Origin of the sequence: Luteimonas rhizosphaerae (assembly GCF_002849595.1) — a bacterium.
In the GTDB taxonomy this organism is placed as follows: domain Bacteria; phylum Pseudomonadota; class Gammaproteobacteria; order Xanthomonadales; family Xanthomonadaceae; genus Luteimonas; species Luteimonas cellulosilyticus.
In genome coordinates, this window is record NZ_NRQR01000008.1 from 69,870 (window position 1) to 89,435 (window position 19,566).

Sequence of the window (19,566 nt, forward strand, 5' to 3'; positions counted from 1 at the left end):
CCGCAGTCCGCGGCACGCGGGACCGTTTCATTCTTCGAGGTGGTGTGTGTCCATGAAATTCTTCGCAAGCTGCGCCAAGGGGCTCGAGTACCTGCTCGCCGACGAACTTCTTGCGCTGGGGTGCGCGAAGGCGACGGCGACGATGGCCGGCGTCAACGTCGAAGGCACGCTGCACGACGCGCAGCACGCGGTGCTGTGGTCGCGCCTCGCCAGCCGGGTGCTGTGGCCGCTGGCGGACTACGCCTGCGAGAACGAGGACGCGCTGTACGCCGGCGCGCGCGCGGTGCCGTGGCACGACCATCTCGATGCCACGCAGACCCTGGCGGTCGATGCCCACGTATCGGGCGATGCGATCACCCACGCGCGCTACGCCGCGCAGCGGGTCAAGGACGCGGTCGTCGACAGTCTGCGCGAGCACAGCGGCGAGCGGCCGGACGTCGATGTCGAGGCGCCGGACCTGCGCCTGAACCTGGTGGTGCGCAAGGGACGCGCGATCCTGTCGGTGGATCTGGGCGGCGGCCCCTTGCATCGCCGCGGCTGGCGCCGCGCGCAGGGCGAAGCGCCGCTGAAGGAGAACCTGGCCGCGGCCGTGCTGCTGCGCGGCGGCTGGCCGGCGCTGTACGCCGAGGGCGGCAGCCTGCTGGATCCGATGTGCGGCAGCGGCACGCTGCTGATCGAGGGCGCGCTGATCGCGGCGGACGTCGCGCCGGGCCTGTCGCGCGATGCGAATGCGATCAGGCCCGGGCGTCCGCCGTCGCGCTGGCACGGTTTCGATGCCGCGCACTGGCAGACGATCCGCGAGGATGCGCTGCGCCGCGAGCGCGCCGGTCGCGACACGCTGCGCACCGCGTTCTTCGGTAGCGATCTCGACCCGCACGCGATCCGTGCGGCGCGCGAGAACGCCACCGCCGCCGGCCTGCGCGATGCCATCGTCTGGGACATCGCCGACATGGCGATGCTGAAGACGCCACGGCCGCCGGCGCACGCGATGGCGGCCGCGGCCGACGGCGATGCCGACGCGGGCGGCGAACCGGCCAAGGGGCTGGTCGCCTGCAATCCGCCGTACGACGCGCGTCTGGCGGCGGATCCGGCGCTGTACCGGTCGCTCGGCAACGCGCTGCGCCGCGCAGTGCCGACCTGGCGCGCAGCGCTGCTGTGCGGCGATGCCGAGCTGGCGCATGCCACCGGTCTGCGCGCGCACAAGAAGTACCAGGTGTTCAACGGCGCGATCGAATGCAGCCTGATCGTCTGCGATCCGGTGCAGCCGCCGCAGCGGTCGACCGAGGCGACGGACATCGTCCTGTCGGACGGTGCGACGATGGTCGCCAATCGCCTGCGCAAGAACCTGCGCAAGCTCAAGTCTTGGCGGGAACGCGAAGGCGTCAGCTGCTACCGCGCCTACGACGCGGACCTGCCGGAATACGCGGCCGCGATCGACGTCTACATCGCCGCCGACGACGGCACGCCGGACGGCAACGCGCTGTGGCTGCACGTGCAGGAATACGCGGCCCCGGCCGAGATTCCCGAGACCGTGACCCGGAGCCGCTTCAACGACGTGCTCGCGGCGGCGCGCGACGTGTTCCGTATCCCGCGCGAGCGCATCGCGGTCAAGACGCGCGCGAAGGGCAAGGGCGGCAGCAAGTACGGCCGCTTCGATGCACGCCACGAATATCTCGTCGTCGAAGAGGGCCGCGTGCGCCTGCGGGTGAACCTGTTCGACTACCTCGATACCGGCGTGTTCCTCGACCACCGGCCGATGCGCCTGCGCCTCGCCGACGAAGCCGGCGACACGCGTTTCCTCAACCTGTTCGGCTACACCGGCGCGGCGACCGTGCACGCGGCGGTCGGCGGCGCGCGGACGACGACGACCGTCGACCTGTCGGCGACCTATTTGCAATGGTGCGCCGACAACCTCGGCGTCAACGGCATCGGTGGCGCGAAGCACCGGCTGGTGCAGGCCGACGTGCTGCAGTGGCTGGAAGCGGAGAGCGCCCAGTACGATCTGATCTTCTGCGACCCGCCGACGTTCTCGAACTCCGCGCGTGCCAGGGACTTCGACATCCAGCGCGAGCACGTGCGCCTGCTGTCGCTGGCGGTCGCGCGGCTGGCGGCGGGCGGGGCGCTGTACTTCTCGAACAACTTCCGCCGCTTCAAGCTGGACGAGGCCGCGGTGTCGACGTTCGCGCGCATCGAGGACATCACCGCCTCGACGATTCCGCCGGATTTCGCGCGCAATGCGCGGATCCACCGTGCGTGGAAGCTGACGGCGCTGTGATCCGCGCGGTCTGTGCATCTCCGCACCTGGAGTCGTGCGCAGGCCACGTATCGCGCGCCGGTGCGCTTCTACAGGGAAGTGCGAACGGGTCGGCCTTGCGTGCGCGAAGGCATCGGGCATCGATTCGACGCGTCGATAGGCGCGGGAATCGCGCCGACCGTGCGTGGGGCTGACGGCGCCCGGAAACTTTCTAAGCCCCGGATTCCGGGTGCGCCCTGATGCAGCAGCTCGCCACCGGCGGGAGGGCGCAACGGCTCGGCGCCGCGGGATTCGTGTCGTGCGCCCGACGACGCCTCGGTATCACCACGTCACGCTCGACGCGTCATCGCTTCGGCGCGGCGGTACTTGTGCGACCACGCCGGACGTCATGCGCGCGATCGGTATGAAGCGGGCAGACACCGGACGGCACGGGGGAGGAACCGGTCCGTCCGGTGCGAGCCCGAAGACGCGGGCAGCGCTGCGCTCAGGTGACGGTATTGGTCTCGTCGCGCTTGTCGCGTGGCGGCAAGGCTTCGTCGCCGTGGACCAGGAACCAGACGTTCTCGGCGATGTTGGTCGCGTGGTCGCCGATGCGTTCGATGTTCTTGGCCATGAACAGCAGATGGGTGCACGGAGTGATCGCGCGCGGATCTTCCATCATGTAGGTCAGCAGCTCGCGGAACAGGCCGGTGTAGAGCGTGTCGATCTCGGCGTCCTGCGCGCGGACGCGCTCGGCGGCGGCGGCGTCGTTGTTGTGGAAGGCGACGAGCACTTCGCGTACCTGCTTGGCCGCCAGCTGGCCGATCACGGTGAGGCCGCGGGTGTAGGGCAGCGGCGGCGCGAGGTTCAGAGCGGTCGAACGCTTGGCGACGTTGGCCGCGTAGTCGCCGATGCGCTCGATGTCGGCCGCGATGCGCAGGGCGGCCAGGATCTCGCGCAGGTCGCGCGCCATCGGGCCCCGCAGCGCCAGCTTCATGACGTCCTGGCTCACTTCGTGTTCCAGCGCGTCGATGGCGTCGTCGTTGGCGATGATGCGCTCGGCGGCCTTGTCGTCGCGACGCTCGACCACGTCCAGTGCGGACTCCAGCTGCGCGGCCGCCATTTCGCCCATGCGCAGGATCTCGTTGGTCAGACGGCTGCGCTCGTCGTCGTAGCTCTTGACGATGTGGTCGTTCAGTTGGTTGGGCATGGCGGGGAACCTGGAAGAGTGGCGACGATGTGCGATGCGGAGCTTGGGTCGACTGGGAACCGGCAGACTACGCGCGTCCGGCCACGCGCAGCGCGCGTGGCGTTCGGCAGGCCGCGCGGCAATGCCGCGCAAGCTGGCTGCCTCACCCGAACCGGCCGGTGATGTAGTCCTCGGTCTGCTGTTTCGAGGGATTGGAGAAGATGGTTTCGGTGGTGTCGTGTTCGATCAGGTCGCCGAGATACATGAAGGCCGTGTAATCCGAGACGCGTGCCGCCTGCTGCATGTTGTGGGTCACGATGACGATCGTGTAATCGACCTTCAACTCCTCGACCAGCTGTTCGATGCGGCTGGTGGAGATCGGATCGAGCGCCGACGTCGGCTCGTCGAGCAGCAGCACGTCCGGGCGCAGCGCGACGGCGCGGGCGATGCAGAGGCGCTGCTGCTGGCCGCCCGACAGGCCGAGCGCGCTCTGGCCCAGCTTGTCCTTGACCTCGTTCCACAGTGCGGCCTGGGTCAGCGCCTGCTCGACGCGGACGTTGAGCTCGGCCTTCGACAGCTTCTCGTGGTGGCGGATCGCGTAGGCGACGTTCTCGAAGATCGTCATCGGGAACGGCACCGGCTTCTGGAACACCATGCCGACCTTGCTGCGCAGCCGGTTCATCGGATACTTCGGCGACAGGATGTTCTCGCCGTCGAGCAGCAGCTCGCCGCTCGCGGTCATCTTCGGATACAGCGCGTAGATGCGGTTGAAGATGCGCAGCAGCGTCGACTTGCCGCAGCCCGACGGGCCGATCAGCGCGGTCACGCGCTTCTCGGGCACTTCCATGTTGATGCCCTTGAGCGCGTGGAAGTCGCCGTAATGGAAGTCGAGGCCGCGCGCGGCGATCTTGACCGGCGTGGGCGACTGCACCTCGCGCGGCTGCGTCGCCACGGAGAAGCGGTGCGACGGCGGGGCGGTGTGGAGGTCGTTCATGGCCGGATCCAGTCGAGATGGGTCATTGGGGTCAGTCGTTCGCGATCTTGTTGCGCAACAGCAGCGCGCGGGCGGCGAGGCTGACGATCAGCACGAAGCAGGTCAGCACCAGCGCGCCGGCCCAGGCCAGCTGCTGCCAGGACTCGTACGGGCTGCCGGCGTACTGGTACATCACCACCGGCACGCTCGCCATCGGCTGCATGATGTTGTTGTTCCAGTACTGGTTGCCGAACGCGGTGAACAGCAGCGGCGCGGTTTCGCCGGAGATGCGGGCGAGCGCCAGCAGGATGCCGGTGACGATGCCCGCCGACGCGCTGCGGTACATCACCTGCACGATGACCTTCCAATGCGGCACGCCGAGCGACAGCGCGGCCTCGCGCATCTGCGTGGGCACCAGCTGCAGCATCTCGTCGGTCGTGCGCACGACGACCGGCAGCACGATGAAGGCGAGGGCGATCGCGCCGGCCAGCGCCGAGAAGCGGCCGCCGGTCTGCATGACGAAGGCGGTGTAGACGAACAGGCCCAGCACGATCGACGGCGCCGACAGCAGGATGTCGTTGATGAAGCGCACGACGGTGCCGAACTTCCGCGCCCGGCCGTATTCCGACAGCCAGGTGCCGGCGGCGACGCCGAGCGGCGTGCCGATCGCGATCGCCAGACCGCACATCACCGCACTGCCGAAGAACGCGTTGAGCAGGCCGCCGTCCTGCATCGGCGGCGGGGTCATCTGGGTGAACAGTGCCGGGTTGATGCCGCCGGCCGCCTTGGAGATCAACGTCCACAGGATCCAGCCGAGGAAGAACAGGCCGAATGCCGCGGCCAGACAGCCCAGCACGACGGCGATCGCATTGGTGAAGCGACGGCGCCCATGCAGGCGGTCGGCGACCTGGCGCTCGCGTTCGGTGACGACACTGGCCATCACTTGCCCTCCTTGCGGGACAGCTGCATCAGCATCAGGCGCGCGATCGCCAGCACGACGAAGGTCACGATGAACAGCACGAAGCCGAGCAGCAGCAGCGCCGAACGGTAGGTTTCGGTGGCTTCACCGAAATCGTTGGCGATCAGCGCGGCGATCGTCGTGCCCGGCTCGAGCAGCGACGGCGTCAGTCGCACGGAGTTGCCGATGACGAAGGCGACGGCCATGGTCTCGCCGAGCGCCCGGCCGAGGCCGAGGAAGATGCCGCCGATCACGGCAGAGCGCGTGTAGGGCAGCACGATGTCCCAGCTGACTTCCCACTTGGTCGACCCGAGTGCGTAGGCGGATTCCTTCAGGCGCGTGGGCACCGTCAGGAACACCTCGCGCATCACCGAGGAGATGAAGGGAATCACCATGATCGCCAGCACGAAGCCGGCGGTCAGCGTGCCGATGCCCAGCGGCGGTCCCTGGAACAGGATGCCGATGCCGGGGATCGTGCCCAGGTGATCGTTGAGCCACGGCGTGACATGGGTCGTCATCACCGGCACGAGCACGAACAGGCCCCACATGCCGTAGATGATCGAGGGAATGCCCGCGAGCAGCTCGATCGCGGTGCCGACCGGGCCGCGCAACCAGCGCGGGGCGACCTCGGTCAGGAAGAAGGCGATGCCGAAACTGACCGGCACGGCGATGATCATCGCGATCAACGCGGTGACGATGGTGCCCGCGATCGGCGCCAGCGCACCGTAGCGGTTCTCGACCGGATTCCAGTCGGCGGTGGTGAAGAACGACAGGCCCTGCGACGACAGGGCGTCGCGGCCGCCCCACAGCATCGACAGCGCGGCGCCGGCGAGCGCCAGCATCACGAAGACGACGGTGGCGGTCAGCAGCATGCGGAAGAAGCGGTCGGCGCGTGCGTCGCGGATGTCGCGGCGCGTCGGCGCGGACGTGATGGCCGCGGTCGACGTGGGGACAGCAGTGGCGTTCATCGGAAAGGGCAGCCCGGTGCGCGTGATGGGGAGACTCGCTGGCGGGCGACGGCGTCACGACGCCGCCCCCGGAACGACCGTGCGCCCCTCGGGCGCACCGTCACTTGCATCACTGGAACTCGGCCGCCCAGTAGGCCTCGATCTGCTGTACCAGCTCCGGCGGCAGCGGCACGTAGTGCAGTTCGCTGGCCTGGGCCTGGCCGGATTCGAAGGCCCACTTGAAGAAATCGAGCGCGGCCTGGCTGCGCGCGGCGTCCTTCGGCTGCTTGTGCATCAGCATGAAGTTGGTCGCGGTGATCGGCCACGCGTTCTCGCCCGGGGCGTCGGTGATAACCAGGTTGAAGTCCTGCGCATTCGCCCAGTCGGCGCCCGCGGCCGCGGCGGCGAAGCTTTCCTCGCTCGGCTGCACCCAGTTGCCGGCCGCGTTCTGCAGCGAGGCGTACGGCATGTTGTTCTGCAGCGCGTAGGCCAGCTCGACGTAGCCGATCGAGCCCTTAATCTGCTGCACGTACGAGGCCACGCCTTCGTTGCCCTTGCCGCCGACGCCGCCCGGCCACTGCACCGAGGTGCCTTCGCCGACGGTCGACTTCCAGTCCGGGCTGACCTTCGACAGGTAGTTCGAGAAGTTGAACGTCGTACCCGAACCGTCCGAGCGGTGGACGACGCTGATCTTGCCGGCCGGCAGGGACACGCCCGGGTTCAGCGCGGCGATCGCCGGGTCGTTCCAGGTCGCGATCTTGCCGAGGAAGATGTCGGCCAGCAGCGCACCGGTCAGCTTCAGCTGGCCCGGCTCGAGGCCGTCGACGTTGAGCACCGGCACCACGCCGCCGATCGCCGACGGGAACTGGCCCAGGCCCGCGGCCTGCAGTTCGGCGCTGTCGAGCGGCTTGTCGGACGAACCGAAGTCGACCGTGCCGGCCTTGATCTGGGCGATGCCGCCGCCCGAGCCGATCGACTGGTAGTTGATGCGGTTGCCGGTCGCGGCGTTGTAGTCGGCCGACCACTTCGAGACCAGCGGATAGATGAACGAGGCGCCCGCGCCGGAGACGTTGGCGGTGACGCGATCGCCGGCGGGCTGGCCCGCGGCAGGCGCGCCGTCGGCGGTCTGGCCGGCGGGTGCATCCGCGTTGCCGCCGCAGGCGGCCAGGAAGAATGCCGTGGAGAGGGCGAGCGCGCCCATGCGGACCATTTGACGGGACATGTCTAACTCCAAGAGGGGGCGACAACGCGCTGCGTCACCCGGTACGCGCATTTAATGATGTTTTTGTTGCACTGATATGACAGGCCGCCAGTGCCACGGGGCCGGCGGTCCGTGGCCTCCATGGAACCATGTTCTCTCCATCCGGCAAAAAAAAAGCGGGCCCGCAGGCCCGAAGAGGAGAGCTGGATGCGGCACGCGTTCGCAGCGGCAGGGGTCCGCAGATGTTCCGGTCACGGCGCGCTGTCCGCCCCGGACGCCCATCGGCGTTGCATGCGGCCAGCCGGTTCGGGCCGGCGATCATCGCGTCCACGCCATTGCATCGCTGGACCATGACGCCACGATGGCGGCCGGGTTGCAGCGTCGTGGCATCGCATCCCACGTCGTCCGAAACGCGAAAGACGACGGGGCCAGACTGACGCGCAAGTGTAATAATCCGCGCCATCGCGGCGGCTCCCGCGCTTCCCCCACCAGAGAATCCGACATGCACAAGACGCCCCTGGCCCTCGTCCTGGCGCTCGGCGCCGGCCTCGCGCCCGGCGCTGCCGCCTCCTCCGAGCGCAGCGAACTCGCAGAACTGAAAGCGCAGCTGGCGGCGCTGCAGGCCAAGGTCGATGCGCTGGAACAACGTGCAGCGCAGGACGAGGCGACGGCAGCGACGGTTGCGCCACCTTCTCCGGTGATCGCGCCTGCGCCTGCGCCTCCGGTGACGCCCGCGCCGGCCGCGGCCGATGCCCCGAAGGTCGCGACGCGCGGCGGACTGCGCGTGGAATCGGCCGATGGCGAGTTCGAAGCCTCGCTGAGCGGACGCATCCACTTCGATGCGTATGCCTTCGATCGCGACCAGGCCGATACCACCGGCACGACCGACTTCCGCCGCGCGCGTCTGACGCTGGCAGGCCTGGCCTACGGCTGGGAGTACAAGCTCGAGCAGGATTTCGCGGCGGGCAGCAACCTCGACGGCCTGCGCGATGCCTTCATCGCGACCGACCTGTGGGGCGGCACGCTCACCATCGGCCACTTCAAGCCGTACCGGTCGATGGAAGAGCTGACCAGCTCCAACGACATCCTCATGATGGAGCGGCCGTTCGCTTCCGCGACCGGCCTCTTCAACGGCAGGCAGTTCCAGCAGGGCGTCGGTTACCGGCGCGCGGGCGATCACTACACCGCGGGCTTCACCGTCTTCAACCTGCGCGGCGCCTCGGGCACCCGCAACGAGGGCGTCGGTGCCTCCGGTCGCGTGACCTGGGCGCCGATCGCCACCGACACCGAGACCCTGCATTTCGGCGGCTGGGCCAGTGTCGAGAATGCCAACCAGGGCTCGGCGGATCTCGCCGCGTCCGCGAGCTACGCCGGTCGTCGCGGTCCGTCGCAGTCGATCGCGACGGTCGCCGGCGACAGCGGCGGCAAGGTCACCGCGGCGGGCGTCGAAGCCGCCGGCACGTTCGGTCCGCTGTTCTTCCAGGCGGAGTACGTCGACGCGACGTTCGAGCAGCCGATCGGCGGCGACCAGGACGTCATGACGTGGTACCTGCAGGGCAGCTGGCTGCTCAACGGCGGGCACCACGCCTACAAGCCGGCGACGGGCGTGTTCGGCGCCCCGCGCGCGACCGATCGCGGGCTGTGGGAGTTGACCGGTCGTTACGACGTCATCGAGAACCGCGACCTCGGCGACCGCGAGGTCTCGAGCGTCATCGTCGGACTCAACTACTACCTCAATCCCAGCCTGCGCTTCATGTTCAACTACGTGCGCGGCGACAACCACGTCAACGGCGACAAGACCGCGCAGTACGCGCTGCGCACGCAGTTCAGCTGGTAGACCCGGGTCAGGGGGCGGGCACGAACGCGGCCTGCACCCGCAGCTGGCCATCGGTCGCGGCGGCGCTCAGCGTCGTCGGGGCCAGCCCGTAGCGCTGGCGCAGCGCATCGAGGAACCCGAGCAACTGGCCGGCGGTGGCGGTCTCGACTTCGATGACGAGACTGCCGTCGTCGCCGGTGCTCTCGCGCGTGATGCCCAGGCCCGCGCGCGCCGCGCCGTCGAGCACCGCGGTGCGCAGCGTCGCGGCATCGGCCGGCGGGACCGGCATCGTCGAATCGAGCGTCGCGAGCGACGCGGCGTTCGCCCGCGCGTCCGCCAGCGCGGTGGCGGCATCCTGCTGGCGCAGCTGCGCCGTATCGCGCGCCTGCCGCAACGGCAGCAGCAGGCCGTACACGTAGACGAACGCCGCGACCAGGACCGCCATCACGCCGAGCATCGCGCGCTCGCGTGGTTGCCGCTCGCGCCACCAGGCAGCGATCCGTGCGACGCGGGCGTCGACGGCGCTCATCGGCGGCGCTCCAGCGAGACGGTACTGCGCAGCCCACCGTCGACCGGTTGCACATCGAGTGCGACCGGCTCGATGCCGTGCGGCGCGAGCAGCTCGCGCAAGCTGTCGAACTCCGCGTCGTCGGTGTGCACCAGCCCGACGCGCAGACCGGTCGCAGGCGCGAACTCGTAGCTGTCGAGGCGCGCGCCCGGCAGCTGTGCAAGCGCGTCGAACAGGCCGGCGGACTGCAGCGCGAGCAGGACCGGCGCCGCGCGGCTCGCGTGCCGCGCTTGCAGCGACACGGCGGGCTGGTCGCTGCCGATCAGCGTCGGGTCGTGCTGCAGGGCGACGACGTCCGCGCGCAGCTGCAGCCAGTGCGCCCACGCGGAATCGCGCAGGGCCTGGACGCCGAGCACGACGAGGGGGGAGAGCACGGCCAGGGTCGCGAGCACGACGAGTCGCCGGCGACGGCGTCGCCCGGCTCGATCCTGTCGCGCGTAGTCGAACTGCAACAGGTCGAGCGACGGCGACGAGGCCACGCGCAGCGCGCCGGCCGCCAGCGCGGTAGGCGCATCGGCAGCGGCCAGCGGACGCGTCGGGCTGTCCGCGATGATCGCGCCCGCCAGCGCCGGCTCGACGGTGAAGGCCAGATCCGTCGTGCGGACGGCCAGCATGTCCTCGATGGGCGCGGTGACCAGCGCGCCGTCGTCCGCCGGTGCCAGCAGCAGGCAGTCGGGCAGGAGCACGTCGGGGACGATGCCGAGCGCGGCGCACTGACCCAGCCAGGTGTCCATGGCGGCCGTGTCGGCGAGGGCGACCAGCCGCGGCGCGGCGATGTCGTCACCGGGTGGCGCGATCGCGATGTGCAGGCCGGTCGCGACCGCGGTCTTGTCCTCGACCAGCAACCGCGCGGCGGCGAGCGCCTGGGCGGGGAGCCGGGTCGGGATTTCCAGCGACAGCAGACGCACCGCTTCGCCCGGCACCGCGACGATTTCGCGCACGCGCGCCGCGGTGGGTGTCGCACGCGGCGGCGCGGCGCCGTCGGCGACGATCGTGCCGGCAGCATCGAGCCACCACATCCTGGCCGCGCGCGCGTCGCCGCGCGGCAGCAGGGTCAGGCGGGTGAGGGTGGGGGGCGTCATTCGTCGGGAGTCCAGCGGCGGGCGGCGAGGCGCGCGGGACGCGCGCCTTCCTGTTGCAGCAGCGCATTGAGGGTCACCTGGGCGCCGGCGTATTCGACGTCGGCCTCCAGCACGAACCAGTCGCTGCGCAGCGCGACCTGGTCGTAGATGTCATTGGGCAAGTTCGCCGCGACCAGTTGTGGTTGCGCGAAGAACGCGGCCGGGTCGTGCCAGCCTCGCGCCGGGCGTGCGGCCAGCATGCCGCGCGCCTCGTCGGGCGGCACGGCGCCCAGGGTCAGCATCGTCAGCAGTGCTGCCCGCTCCGGCGCGAGTGCGTTGACGTTGACCGGCGACAGCGCTGCCTGCGGCAGCGCGCAGACATAGGGACGGATCCGCGCATAGATCGCGGCCTCGTAACCGTGGATCGCCCGCAATTCGCTGGGTTCGGCCAGCAGCGTGCCGGCCGTGCGGTACGCCGGTCGCCGCGACAGGTAGGTGCTGTCTTCCGCACCGAGCGGCGCGCGCTGCGCATCGGTGTCGATCCAGTCCGCGAGCGTGTCGGCCAGCGCCTGGGCCTGCGCGGCGCTGAAACCGATCGCGCCGAGCAGGGCGACGTACTGGCGCACGCCGATCTCCCGCCGCATCCACTGGTCCGGCACGCCGTCGACGACGCTGTTGAGATTGAAGCAGTCGGTGCCGTCGCGCAGCGACGCGCGGACCAGGCCGTTCTCGATCGGGAACAGCATCGGCTTGCCGGACCACTCGGCGGTGCCGACGCCATCGCGCGCCAGTTCCGCGACCCGGCGCCGCGCCAGCGCTTCGGCGCCGAGCGCGAACCGCTGTGCCTGCGCGACAGCTTCGGCGTTGCCGCTGCGGCGCAGCCCGAAACGCACGTCGTCGAGGATCGCCACCACCAGCACGCCCATGACGACCGTCATCAGCAGGACCGACAGCAGCGCGGTCCCGCGCTGGCGGACGCAGCGGCTCACAGCGCGGCCTCCGGCAGTACGAACACCTGGCGCACGGCGCCGAAGTCGCGCAGCGTCATGTCGAAGCGCACGGCGTCGGGCAACGTCTCCGCGCCACCGGTCCAGCCGTCGCTCCACTGCCGGTACGAATGGAAGCCCAGGTCCATGGACTCGACGCCGGTCAATACGATCTGCGACGTGTCGGCGGGTGCGCCGTCGAGTGCGGTGCGCGCGCTGCGTTCGAGGCGGCCATCGACGAGCCGGTACTCGACGTACTGCAGCGACGCGCGTGGTTCGCCGTCCGGGTTTTCCCAGCCGCGCCGTACGAAGGCGACGAGCGTGCCGGCGCGTGCACCGGGCGGCGCCGCGTCGAAGGCGTTGCGCGCCAGGCGTCCGTCCGGGAGGCGGATCCGGCGCAAGGCGGCCTGCGACAGATCGGATTTCAGCAGGGCATGCGCGCGTTGCAGTTCGGCCAGCCGGTCCATGCGCTCGCGGATCCGCCCCTGGTGGTCGGCCGTCCACGCGAGGATGGCGACGGCCGCCGCGGACACGAGCGCGAACACCGCCAGGGAGACCATCACCTCGACCAGGGTGAAGCCGCGCGCGCGGTTGCGTAGCGGAAGACGTCTCACCGGAACACCCAGGCCTGACCGGCCAGCTGACCGTCCTGGTCGGTCACCTCGATGTCGATCCGCAGCATGCCGGCCTCGCCGGCCGGCGTGGCCCGGCGCTGCCAGCGCCAGTCGCGACTGGCGACGCGCGTGGTGCCGTCCGACGGTCGCGCCAGCGCGCCCGCGTCGGCCAGCAGGGCATCGGCGGCGAGATTGTCGGCGACGATGGCGGCGATCACGCGGGTTTCCAGGTGGGCGGCGGTGCGGGTGCTTTCGCCTGCGAGGTTGAGCAGCCCGGCCGCGATCAGCGCCACGATCGCCAGCGCGACCAGCAGCTCGATCAGCGAAAAGCCTTGCAGGTCAGCGGCCGGGCGCATGGATCCGCACACTGCCGGCCGGCTCGACGCTGATGTCGACGCGCGCATCGCCGCGGACCAGGCGCAGGGTCTGCGCGTCGCCGTCGCCGGTCGGTCCGAAGCGGAACCCGAGTCGCGGCTGGCGCGGCGGCAGCGCGGCCTCGACACCCGCGTCCCAGGCGGTCGCGCCGAACGGGCCTTCGTCGAACGGCAGCCACTGGCCGAAGTCCCGGCGGCTGAAGCGGTAGCCCGCGGCGTCGACCGACACCTGGATCGTGCGGCCGCCGAGAATCGCCTCGTCGCGCGCGTGCTGCAGCCTGCGACCGAAGTCGTCGGCCTGCCGGTACAGCGTCGCGTCGTCGTCGGGCAGGGTCAGCATCACCGCGGTCGCGGCCATGCCCATGATCGCCACCACCACCAGCACCTCGAGCAGGGTGAAGCCGCGCCCGCGTAACGGGCGCGACGCCTGGCCGGAGTGACGCCGATGGGGATGGCGCCGGATCACTGCCAGTTGCCGATGTCCGCGTTGTCGGCGTCGCCGCCCGGTGTGCCGTCGGCGCCGAAGGAATAGACGTCGAAGGCGCCGCTCTGGCCGGGGATCCGGTACTGGTAGGGGTTGCCCCAGGGATCGGCCGGCAGGCGGCGGATGTAGCCGCCCTTGCGATAGCGCTCGGGGCGCGCGAGGCCGGGCGGCGCCTGCAGCAGCGCCTGCAGGCCCTGTTCGGTGCGCGGGTAGGTGAGGTTGTCGAGCCGATAGGTTTCGATCGCCTGTTCCAGCAGCGACACGTCGGCGCGCGCCTTCTCGGCCATGGCGCGATCCTGGCTGGGCAGGACGTTGATCATCACGACCGTGGCGAGCAGGCCGATGATGACGATGACGACCATCAGCTCGATCAGGGTGAAACCGGCGCTGGCCGGTCGCGGGCGTTGGCGGTGGCGGAGATGCATGGGCATGCCTGTGCGTGGGGAGAGGATGGCGTCGGCGGCGGTCGGGTCAGACCAGCGCCAGCGAGTTGAACTGCAGGATCGGCAACAGAATCGACAGCACGATCAGCGCCACCACGCCGCCGAGCACGACGATGATCGCGGGCTCCAGCAGGCTCAGCGTGGCGCTGGTGAAGGTGTCGATCTCGCGCTCCATGTAATCGGCGGCGCGCTCGAGCATCGGGCCGAGCCTGCCGTTGCCTTCGCCGCTGCCGGCCATGTACAGCAGGGTCGGCGGGAACACGCCGGCGCGGCGCATCGAGGCCGTGAGGCTGCTGCCCTCGTCGATCGCCGTCACCATGTCGAGGGTGGCGCCGCGCAGCACCCGGTTGCCGACCGTGCGCGCGGTGATCGCGAGGCCTTCGATCAGCGGCAGGCCGCTGTCGAGCATGATGGCGAGCGTGCGCGCCATGCGCGCCGCGTGCAGGTCGCGCAGCAGGCGGCCCAGCAGCGGCAGCCGCAGCAGCAGCGCATCGATGCGCAGACGGAACGCGGGCCGTCGCAGCAGGCGCGCGAACACCACCGCGCCCACGATGGCCAGGCCGAGGCCGAGCCAGCCCCAGCTTGTCACCGCGTCGGAAATCGCGATGACGATGCGGGTCAGCAGCGGCAGTTCGCGGCCCATCGAATCGAACTGCTCGACGACGCGCGGCACGACGAAGGCCATCAGCGCGAGCACCACCGCGCCCGCGGTCAGCGACAGCGCGGCGGGATAGACCAGCGCGCCGATCAGGCGGCCGCGCAACTGCTGCTGGCGCTCCAGCAGATCGGCGAGGCGCTCGAGGATCTCCGGCAGCGCGCCCGAGCTTTCGCCCGCCGCGACCATCGCCCGGTACAGCGGCGGAAATGCCTTGCCCTGCTGGGCCATCGCATCCGCCAGCCGCCGGCCCTCCAGCACCTGCGCATGCGTCGCCATCACCACCCGGCGCACGCCGCGGCGCTCGCTCTGGCTGCCGATGGTGCGCAGCGCTTCCTCGAGCGGCGCCGACGCGACGAGGGTCGCCAGCTGCCGGGTCAGCAGCGCCAGATCGCGCGTGCCGAAACGGCCGCCCGCGAGGACGCCGCCTTCGCGCGCGCGCGCCGCGTCGAGGCGAACGGGCACGAGCCGGCGCGATTCGAGCTGCGCTCGCGCCTCGCGCGGGCCGGCCGCGGCAATGGTGCCGGTGCGCATGCGGCCCTGCGCGTCGAGCGCGGCGTATTCAAACGATGCCATCGCCATCGGTCTCCTGGCGGGTCACGCGCACCGCTTCTTCCAGCGTGGTCAGGCCGTCGGCAACGCACTGGCGCGCGGCGTCGGCCAGCCGGCCGCCACCGGCGAACGCGGCCTGTGCGATCGCGTCCTCGCCGGCATCGTCGGCGATCAGCCGCCGCACGCGCTCGTCGATGACGATGACCTCGTGGATGCCCAGGCGGCCCGCATATCCGGTGTGGTTGCACTGCGGACAGCCGGTCGCGTCGTACAGCACGCCCTGCGGCAGGCCGGCGGCGAGTGCGTTGACCGCATCCTCCGCGGCGCGCGGCCGGCGGCAGTGCAGGCACAGCTTGCGCAGCAGGCGCTGGGCGACGACGAGCCGCAGGCTGGACGCGAGCAGGAACGGTTCGATGCCGATGTCGCGCAGGCGCGTGATCGCGCCGGCGGCGTCGTTCGTATGCACCGTCGACAGCACCAGGTGACCGGTCAGGCTGGCCTGCACGGCGACCTGCGCGGTTTCGCCGTCGCGGATCTCGCCGACCATCAGCACGTCCGGGTCCTGGCGCAGGATCGCGCGCAGCCCGGCGGCGAAACTCATGCCGACGCGCGTGTTGACCTGGGTCTGGCCGACGCCGTCGATCGCGTACTCGACCGGGTCCTCGACGGTGAGGATGTTGCGCTCGCCGTCGTTCAACGCAGCGAGTGCGGCGTACAGCGTGGTCGTCTTGCCCGAGCCGGTGGGGCCGGTGACCATGATGATGCCGTTGGGGACACGCAGCGCGGTGCGCATCGCATCGAGCACGGGACCGGCCATGCCGAGCTGGGGCAGCGTCAGCGTGCCCTGTTCCTTGTCGAGGATGCGCAGCACCACGCGCTCGCCGCCGCGCGTGGGCAGCGTCGACACGCGCACGTCGAGCACCTTGGCGCCCATCGCCAGCGACACGCGGCCGTCCTGCGGAATGCGCTTCTCGGCGATGTCGAGGCGGGCCATGACCTTGACCCGCGACACCAGCAGCGGTGCGATACGGGCCGGCAGGCTGACCGCCTCGCGCATGACGCCGTCGACGCGGAACCGCACCCGCAGCGCGGATTCGAAGGATTCGAGATGCACGTCCGATGCGCCGAGCCGCACCGCTTCGGCGATGACGCCGTTGATGAGACGGATGATCGGCGCATCGCCCTGGCTTTCGAGCAGGTCCGCCGTGCTCGGCAGGTCCTCGACCAGCGAATCGAGATTGCCGTGCAGGTCCATGCTGCCGACACCTGCGGCATTGCCCAGTGCGGTGTCGGCATAGACCTCGGACAGCCGCCGGTCGAACACCCCGGCCGGCAGGGTCTCGACGTCGAAGGTCGCGCCCAGCACGCGACGCAGTTCCACCAGCGCCATCGGATCGCTGCCGTCGCGCAGCGCCACGCGCAGTGGCGCGCCGGCATCGACCAGCATCACGCCGTGGCGCTTGGCGAAGCCGTAGGCGATGGTGGGGACGGCGCCGGTCATGGCTGCGGTGCCGGCTCCGGTGCGGGCACTACCGGCGTCGCCGGCAGCGGCGCGGGCGCGACCGGTGGCGCAACGGGCGGGTTGGCGTCGAGATAGTCGCGCACCACGGCGTCGAGTTCGGCCAGGGCGGCCGGGTCGGCGCGCATGCTCTGGTCGCGCAGGTAGTCGTAGCGCTGCGCCGTGTGGCGCTGGGCATCGGCCGCGTTGCGGACGATCGTCGGGCGCAGGAACACCATCAGGTTGGTCTTGGAACTGCCGCGCGACCGGCTGCGGAACAACGCGCCGAGACCGGGAATGTCGCCGAGCACCGGGATCTTTTCGAGGCGTGCTTCCTGGCTCTGGTCCAGCAGGCCGCCGAGCACCACCATCGCGCCGTCGTCGACGACCACGTTGGTCTCGACCTCGCGCTTGTTGAGCACCAGTTCGTCGTTGTTGCTGCTGACGGTGCCGTTGACCGACGACACCTCCTGCTTGATCGCCAGGGTGATGCCGCCACCGGCGTTGATCTGCGGCCGCACCGTCAGATTGATGCCGACGTCCTGGCGGTCGATGGTGCGGAAGGGGTTGTCGTTGTTGCCGCTCAGCACTTCGCCGGTGGTGATCGGCACTTCCTGGCCGACCATGATCCGCGCGTCCTCGTTGTCGAGGGTCAGGATCGATGGCGTGGACAGCAGGCTCGATCCGGTATCGCTCTTGACCGCATTGATGATCAGGCCGAACAGCAGGTTGTCGCGCTCGGCCCCGAACCCCAGCAGGCCGCCGCTGAGCCCGAGCAGCGCCTGGGCGGCAGCCTGGCGGGCGGTGTCGCCCAGGTCATCGTCATCGTCGTCGTCGTCCCGGCCCGCCAGGGCGGCGCCGGCCAGCGAGGTGATCCCGGGACCGCTGTTGGAGAACTGGGTCAGGCCGACCGGAATCGAACCGTCCTTGCCGGCCAGCAGCAACTGGGTGCCGAGCCGGCTGGCGGCTTCGTCGGAGATCTCGACCACCAGCGCTTCGACCAGCACCTGTTCGCGGCGCACGTCGAGCTGGCGGATCACATCCAGCAGGATCCGCTGGGTATCGGGATCGGCGTGGACGATCAGCGAGTTGGCACCGGGGTAGCGCACGATCACCGGTCGCTTGCCGCTGGCCGGCGAGATGATCTGGGTATTGGCGAGGTCCGCCGCCCCGCCCGCGGCCGCGGCGGCCGGCATCGACGCCGCCGCGTTCATGCCCATGCCGCCGTTGCCGGGCAACGCATCCGGCGTCTGCCCGATCAGCTGCTGCAGGACCGGCAGCAACTGCTCGGCGCTGGCGTGCTGCAGCTTGACCACGGCCACATCGCCGTTGCGCTCGGCGCGCGCGTCGAGGTCCATCGCCAGGCGCGCGGCACGTGCGACGAGTTCCGGATTGCCGCGCAGCAGCAGCGAATTGCTGCTTTCGACCGGCAGCACCGACAGCGGCGCACTGGCCTTGTCGGCGCCGGTACCGTAGAGCTCGGCGAGCGTCGCGGCGAGTTCGCGGGCCGAGGTGTTGCGCAGGTTCACCGTATCGATGCTGGCGCTGTCGCGATCGATGCGTGCGACCAGATCGAAGATGCGGCGCAGGTTGTCGGCGTAGTCGGCGACCAGCAACTGGTTGCCCTGCGGCAGGGCGACGACGACACCGCCGCGCCCGACCAGCGGCTTGAGGGTTTCCGCGGCCGCGCGGGCATCGATCCGCTGCAGCGGGAACACCCGCGTGGCGAAGCCGAGCGGCGAGCCGGGCTGCTGCGCGGCGACATCGTCGGGGACCACGCGATAGGTCGACGGCCCGGCGGGCACCGCGATCAGGCCGTTGCTGCGCAGCATCGCGAGCAGCACGCCCATCAGGTCTTCGTTGGACATCGAATCGCTGCGGCTGAAGGACACCGACCCTTGCACGCGGGGATCGACGATGAAGGTCGTGCCGGTCGCCCGGGAGACATCCTGGATGAAGGCCTTGAGTTCGACGTCCTGCATGCGCACGTTGCCGCTGGCTGGCGCGGGCTGCGCGGCCGTGGGCCATGCGGGGAGGGCGAGCGCGCCGGCGATCGCAAGTGACAGCGTGAGCAGACGGAAATTCATTCGGTACCGCTTCCAAGGGTGACGGTGCGGATCTGTCCGTCACGGCGATAGGTGACGACGGCGCGGGGATCGGTCTGCAGGCGGGCCAGGACTTCAGGCAGACGCTCGGGATCGAGCGCATCGCCGTTGACGCTCAACAACACGTCGCCAGGCTGGAGTCCGGCAGCGCGGACCAGACGGCTATCGCCCCGTGGCAACAGGGTGTAGCCGGCAACACGCCCCGCTTCACGCGTCAGGCGCAGTCCGACCTTCGACAGGAGCTGGCTGGGATTGACGTCGCGTGCGGCAGTGGTGTCGACGACAGGGGCGGGCGTCTGCACGGGAGCGGGTGCCGCCGGAGCAGTCACATCCGAGGCTGCACCATGCGCGGTGTCTTCGCGATCGTCGGGGATCTCCAGCCGGCGCTCGCTGCCGCCAACGCGCAGCAGGACGTGGTCGACCGCCACCGCGGCCAGCACGACGCCCGGCTCCAGCGCTTCGCCGAGACCGAAGGTCCGCTGGGGGTCGCCTTCATGGGCGAGGATCGCCGAGCCGCCATCGGGGCCGGTACGCAGGCCGAACAGGCGCCATCCTGCCGCGTCGCCGGCGACGGTCGCCGCGCTCGCTCCGCTGAAGAATGGATCGTGGCCGGCCAGAAGGGGGGGAGGCTGCGCGGATGTCGTCGCAGACACGACGTCGGCTTCCGGCGAACGCAGCGGCTCGATCAGAAGCCAGCCGATGCGTCCCAGCTGCACCATGACGATGATCGCCAGCAGGATCTGCAGCCAGAACGTCCATCGGTGGATCAGGGACATGAAGAGCCGTGGCACGTGCAGGCAGCCGGATGTAACGGAAGTGCGCACAGCCTGAGTCAAAAATATGACGCTTCGGTTGCGGTCTGCGCGAATTCGCAGCAAATCTGCAATATCCCGAAACGCGAGAGGCCCG

18 protein-coding genes are annotated in these 19,566 nt (G+C 70.3%); 2 read left to right on the forward strand and 16 right to left on the reverse strand.

Annotation, left to right across the window (positions count from 1 at the left end; translation table 11 throughout):
• The first annotated feature begins 52 nt into the window (after window positions 1–52).
• On the forward strand, window positions 53–2,275 hold the full coding sequence (gene rlmKL / locus CJ022_RS03805; protein WP_101925361.1) for a bifunctional 23S rRNA (guanine(2069)-N(7))-methyltransferase RlmK/23S rRNA (guanine(2445)-N(2))-methyltransferase RlmL: 2,223 nt from the start codon (window positions 53–55) through the stop codon (window positions 2,273–2,275).
• Between the two features lie 463 nt (window positions 2,276–2,738).
• Here rlmKL and phoU read toward each other — a convergent pair whose 3' ends face one another.
• The 5 genes from phoU to pstS all read right to left on the reverse strand — a co-directional run bounded on the left by phoU (window position 2,739) and on the right by pstS (window position 7,522).
• Entirely contained in the window at window positions 2,739–3,443 is a 705-nt protein-coding gene (gene phoU, locus CJ022_RS03810; RefSeq protein WP_101925362.1) for a phosphate signaling complex protein PhoU, read from the reverse strand.
• A gap of 142 nt (window positions 3,444–3,585) precedes the next feature.
• Window positions 3,586–4,416, reverse strand: coding sequence for a phosphate ABC transporter ATP-binding protein PstB (gene pstB / locus CJ022_RS03815; protein ID WP_101925363.1), 831 nt, complete (start codon window positions 4,414–4,416; stop codon window positions 3,586–3,588).
• A 31-nt stretch (window positions 4,417–4,447) separates the two neighbouring features.
• Window positions 4,448–5,335 carry a phosphate ABC transporter permease PstA gene (gene pstA / locus CJ022_RS03820; RefSeq protein WP_101925364.1) on the reverse strand — a complete coding sequence of 296 codons (888 nt, stop codon included), beginning with the start codon at window positions 5,333–5,335 and terminating at the stop codon, window positions 4,448–4,450.
• On the reverse strand, window positions 5,335–6,321 hold the full coding sequence (pstC, locus tag CJ022_RS03825; RefSeq protein WP_101925365.1) for a phosphate ABC transporter permease subunit PstC: 987 nt from the start codon (window positions 6,319–6,321) through the stop codon (window positions 5,335–5,337). Before pstC ends, pstA begins: the two co-directional genes overlap by 1 nt.
• Before the next feature lie 109 nt (window positions 6,322–6,430).
• The gene (gene pstS, locus CJ022_RS03830; RefSeq protein ID WP_101925366.1) at window positions 6,431–7,522 is read right to left on the reverse strand and encodes a phosphate ABC transporter substrate-binding protein PstS; all 1,092 of its coding nucleotides are present in this window, start codon (window positions 7,520–7,522) and stop codon (window positions 6,431–6,433) included.
• A gap of 481 nt (window positions 7,523–8,003) precedes the next feature.
• On the opposite strand from pstS, the gene CJ022_RS03835 reads away from it, so the two are divergent.
• Window positions 8,004–9,338 carry an OprO/OprP family phosphate-selective porin gene (locus CJ022_RS03835; protein WP_158238340.1) on the forward strand — a complete coding sequence of 445 codons (1,335 nt, stop codon included), beginning with the start codon at window positions 8,004–8,006 and terminating at the stop codon, window positions 9,336–9,338.
• Between the two features lie 7 nt (window positions 9,339–9,345).
• Here CJ022_RS03835 and gspM read toward each other — a convergent pair whose 3' ends face one another.
• Genes gspM through CJ022_RS03890 form a run of 11 tightly spaced genes read right to left on the reverse strand, consistent with a single transcriptional unit; the run spans window position 9,346 to window position 19,433 of the window.
• Window positions 9,346–9,846, reverse strand: coding sequence for a type II secretion system protein GspM (gene gspM / locus CJ022_RS03840; RefSeq protein ID WP_101925368.1), 501 nt, complete (start codon window positions 9,844–9,846; stop codon window positions 9,346–9,348).
• The gene (gene gspL, locus CJ022_RS03845; protein ID WP_101925369.1) at window positions 9,843–10,967 is read right to left on the reverse strand and encodes a type II secretion system protein GspL; all 1,125 of its coding nucleotides are present in this window, start codon (window positions 10,965–10,967) and stop codon (window positions 9,843–9,845) included. Before gspL ends, gspM begins: the two co-directional genes overlap by 4 nt.
• Complete coding sequence (gene gspK, locus CJ022_RS03850; protein WP_255407549.1) at window positions 10,964–11,935, reverse strand: type II secretion system minor pseudopilin GspK; 972 nt, start codon at window positions 11,933–11,935, stop codon at window positions 10,964–10,966. Before gspK ends, gspL begins: the two co-directional genes overlap by 4 nt.
• The gene (gspJ, locus tag CJ022_RS03855) at window positions 11,932–12,546 is read right to left on the reverse strand and encodes a type II secretion system minor pseudopilin GspJ (RefSeq protein ID WP_255407550.1); all 615 of its coding nucleotides are present in this window, start codon (window positions 12,544–12,546) and stop codon (window positions 11,932–11,934) included. Before gspJ ends, gspK begins: the two co-directional genes overlap by 4 nt.
• Window positions 12,543–12,902, reverse strand: coding sequence for a type II secretion system minor pseudopilin GspI (gspI, locus tag CJ022_RS03860; RefSeq protein WP_101925370.1), 360 nt, complete (start codon window positions 12,900–12,902; stop codon window positions 12,543–12,545). Before gspI ends, gspJ begins: the two co-directional genes overlap by 4 nt.
• Window positions 12,886–13,386 (reverse strand): GspH/FimT family pseudopilin, encoded by a 501-nt coding sequence (locus CJ022_RS03865; RefSeq protein WP_158238341.1) that lies wholly within the window; start codon window positions 13,384–13,386, stop codon window positions 12,886–12,888. Before CJ022_RS03865 ends, gspI begins: the two co-directional genes overlap by 17 nt.
• Window positions 13,383–13,835 (reverse strand): type II secretion system major pseudopilin GspG, encoded by a 453-nt coding sequence (gspG, locus tag CJ022_RS03870; RefSeq protein ID WP_101925372.1) that lies wholly within the window; start codon window positions 13,833–13,835, stop codon window positions 13,383–13,385. The genes CJ022_RS03865 and gspG overlap by 4 nt, the downstream gene beginning before the upstream one ends.
• Window positions 13,836–13,875: 40 nt before the next feature.
• The gene (gene gspF / locus CJ022_RS03875) at window positions 13,876–15,078 is read right to left on the reverse strand and encodes a type II secretion system inner membrane protein GspF (RefSeq protein ID WP_101925482.1); all 1,203 of its coding nucleotides are present in this window, start codon (window positions 15,076–15,078) and stop codon (window positions 13,876–13,878) included.
• Window positions 15,065–16,555 (reverse strand): type II secretion system ATPase GspE, encoded by a 1,491-nt coding sequence (gspE, locus tag CJ022_RS03880; protein ID WP_101925373.1) that lies wholly within the window; start codon window positions 16,553–16,555, stop codon window positions 15,065–15,067. Before gspE ends, gspF begins: the two co-directional genes overlap by 14 nt.
• Window positions 16,552–18,639: a type II secretion system secretin GspD gene (gene gspD / locus CJ022_RS03885; protein ID WP_101925374.1), complete on the reverse strand. Its 2,088-nt coding sequence runs from the start codon at window positions 18,637–18,639 to the stop codon at window positions 16,552–16,554. Before gspD ends, gspE begins: the two co-directional genes overlap by 4 nt.
• Entirely contained in the window at window positions 18,636–19,433 is a 798-nt protein-coding gene (locus tag CJ022_RS03890; RefSeq protein ID WP_101925375.1) for a type II secretion system protein N, read from the reverse strand. The genes gspD and CJ022_RS03890 overlap by 4 nt, the downstream gene beginning before the upstream one ends.
• Window positions 19,434–19,566: the final 133 nt, after the last annotated feature.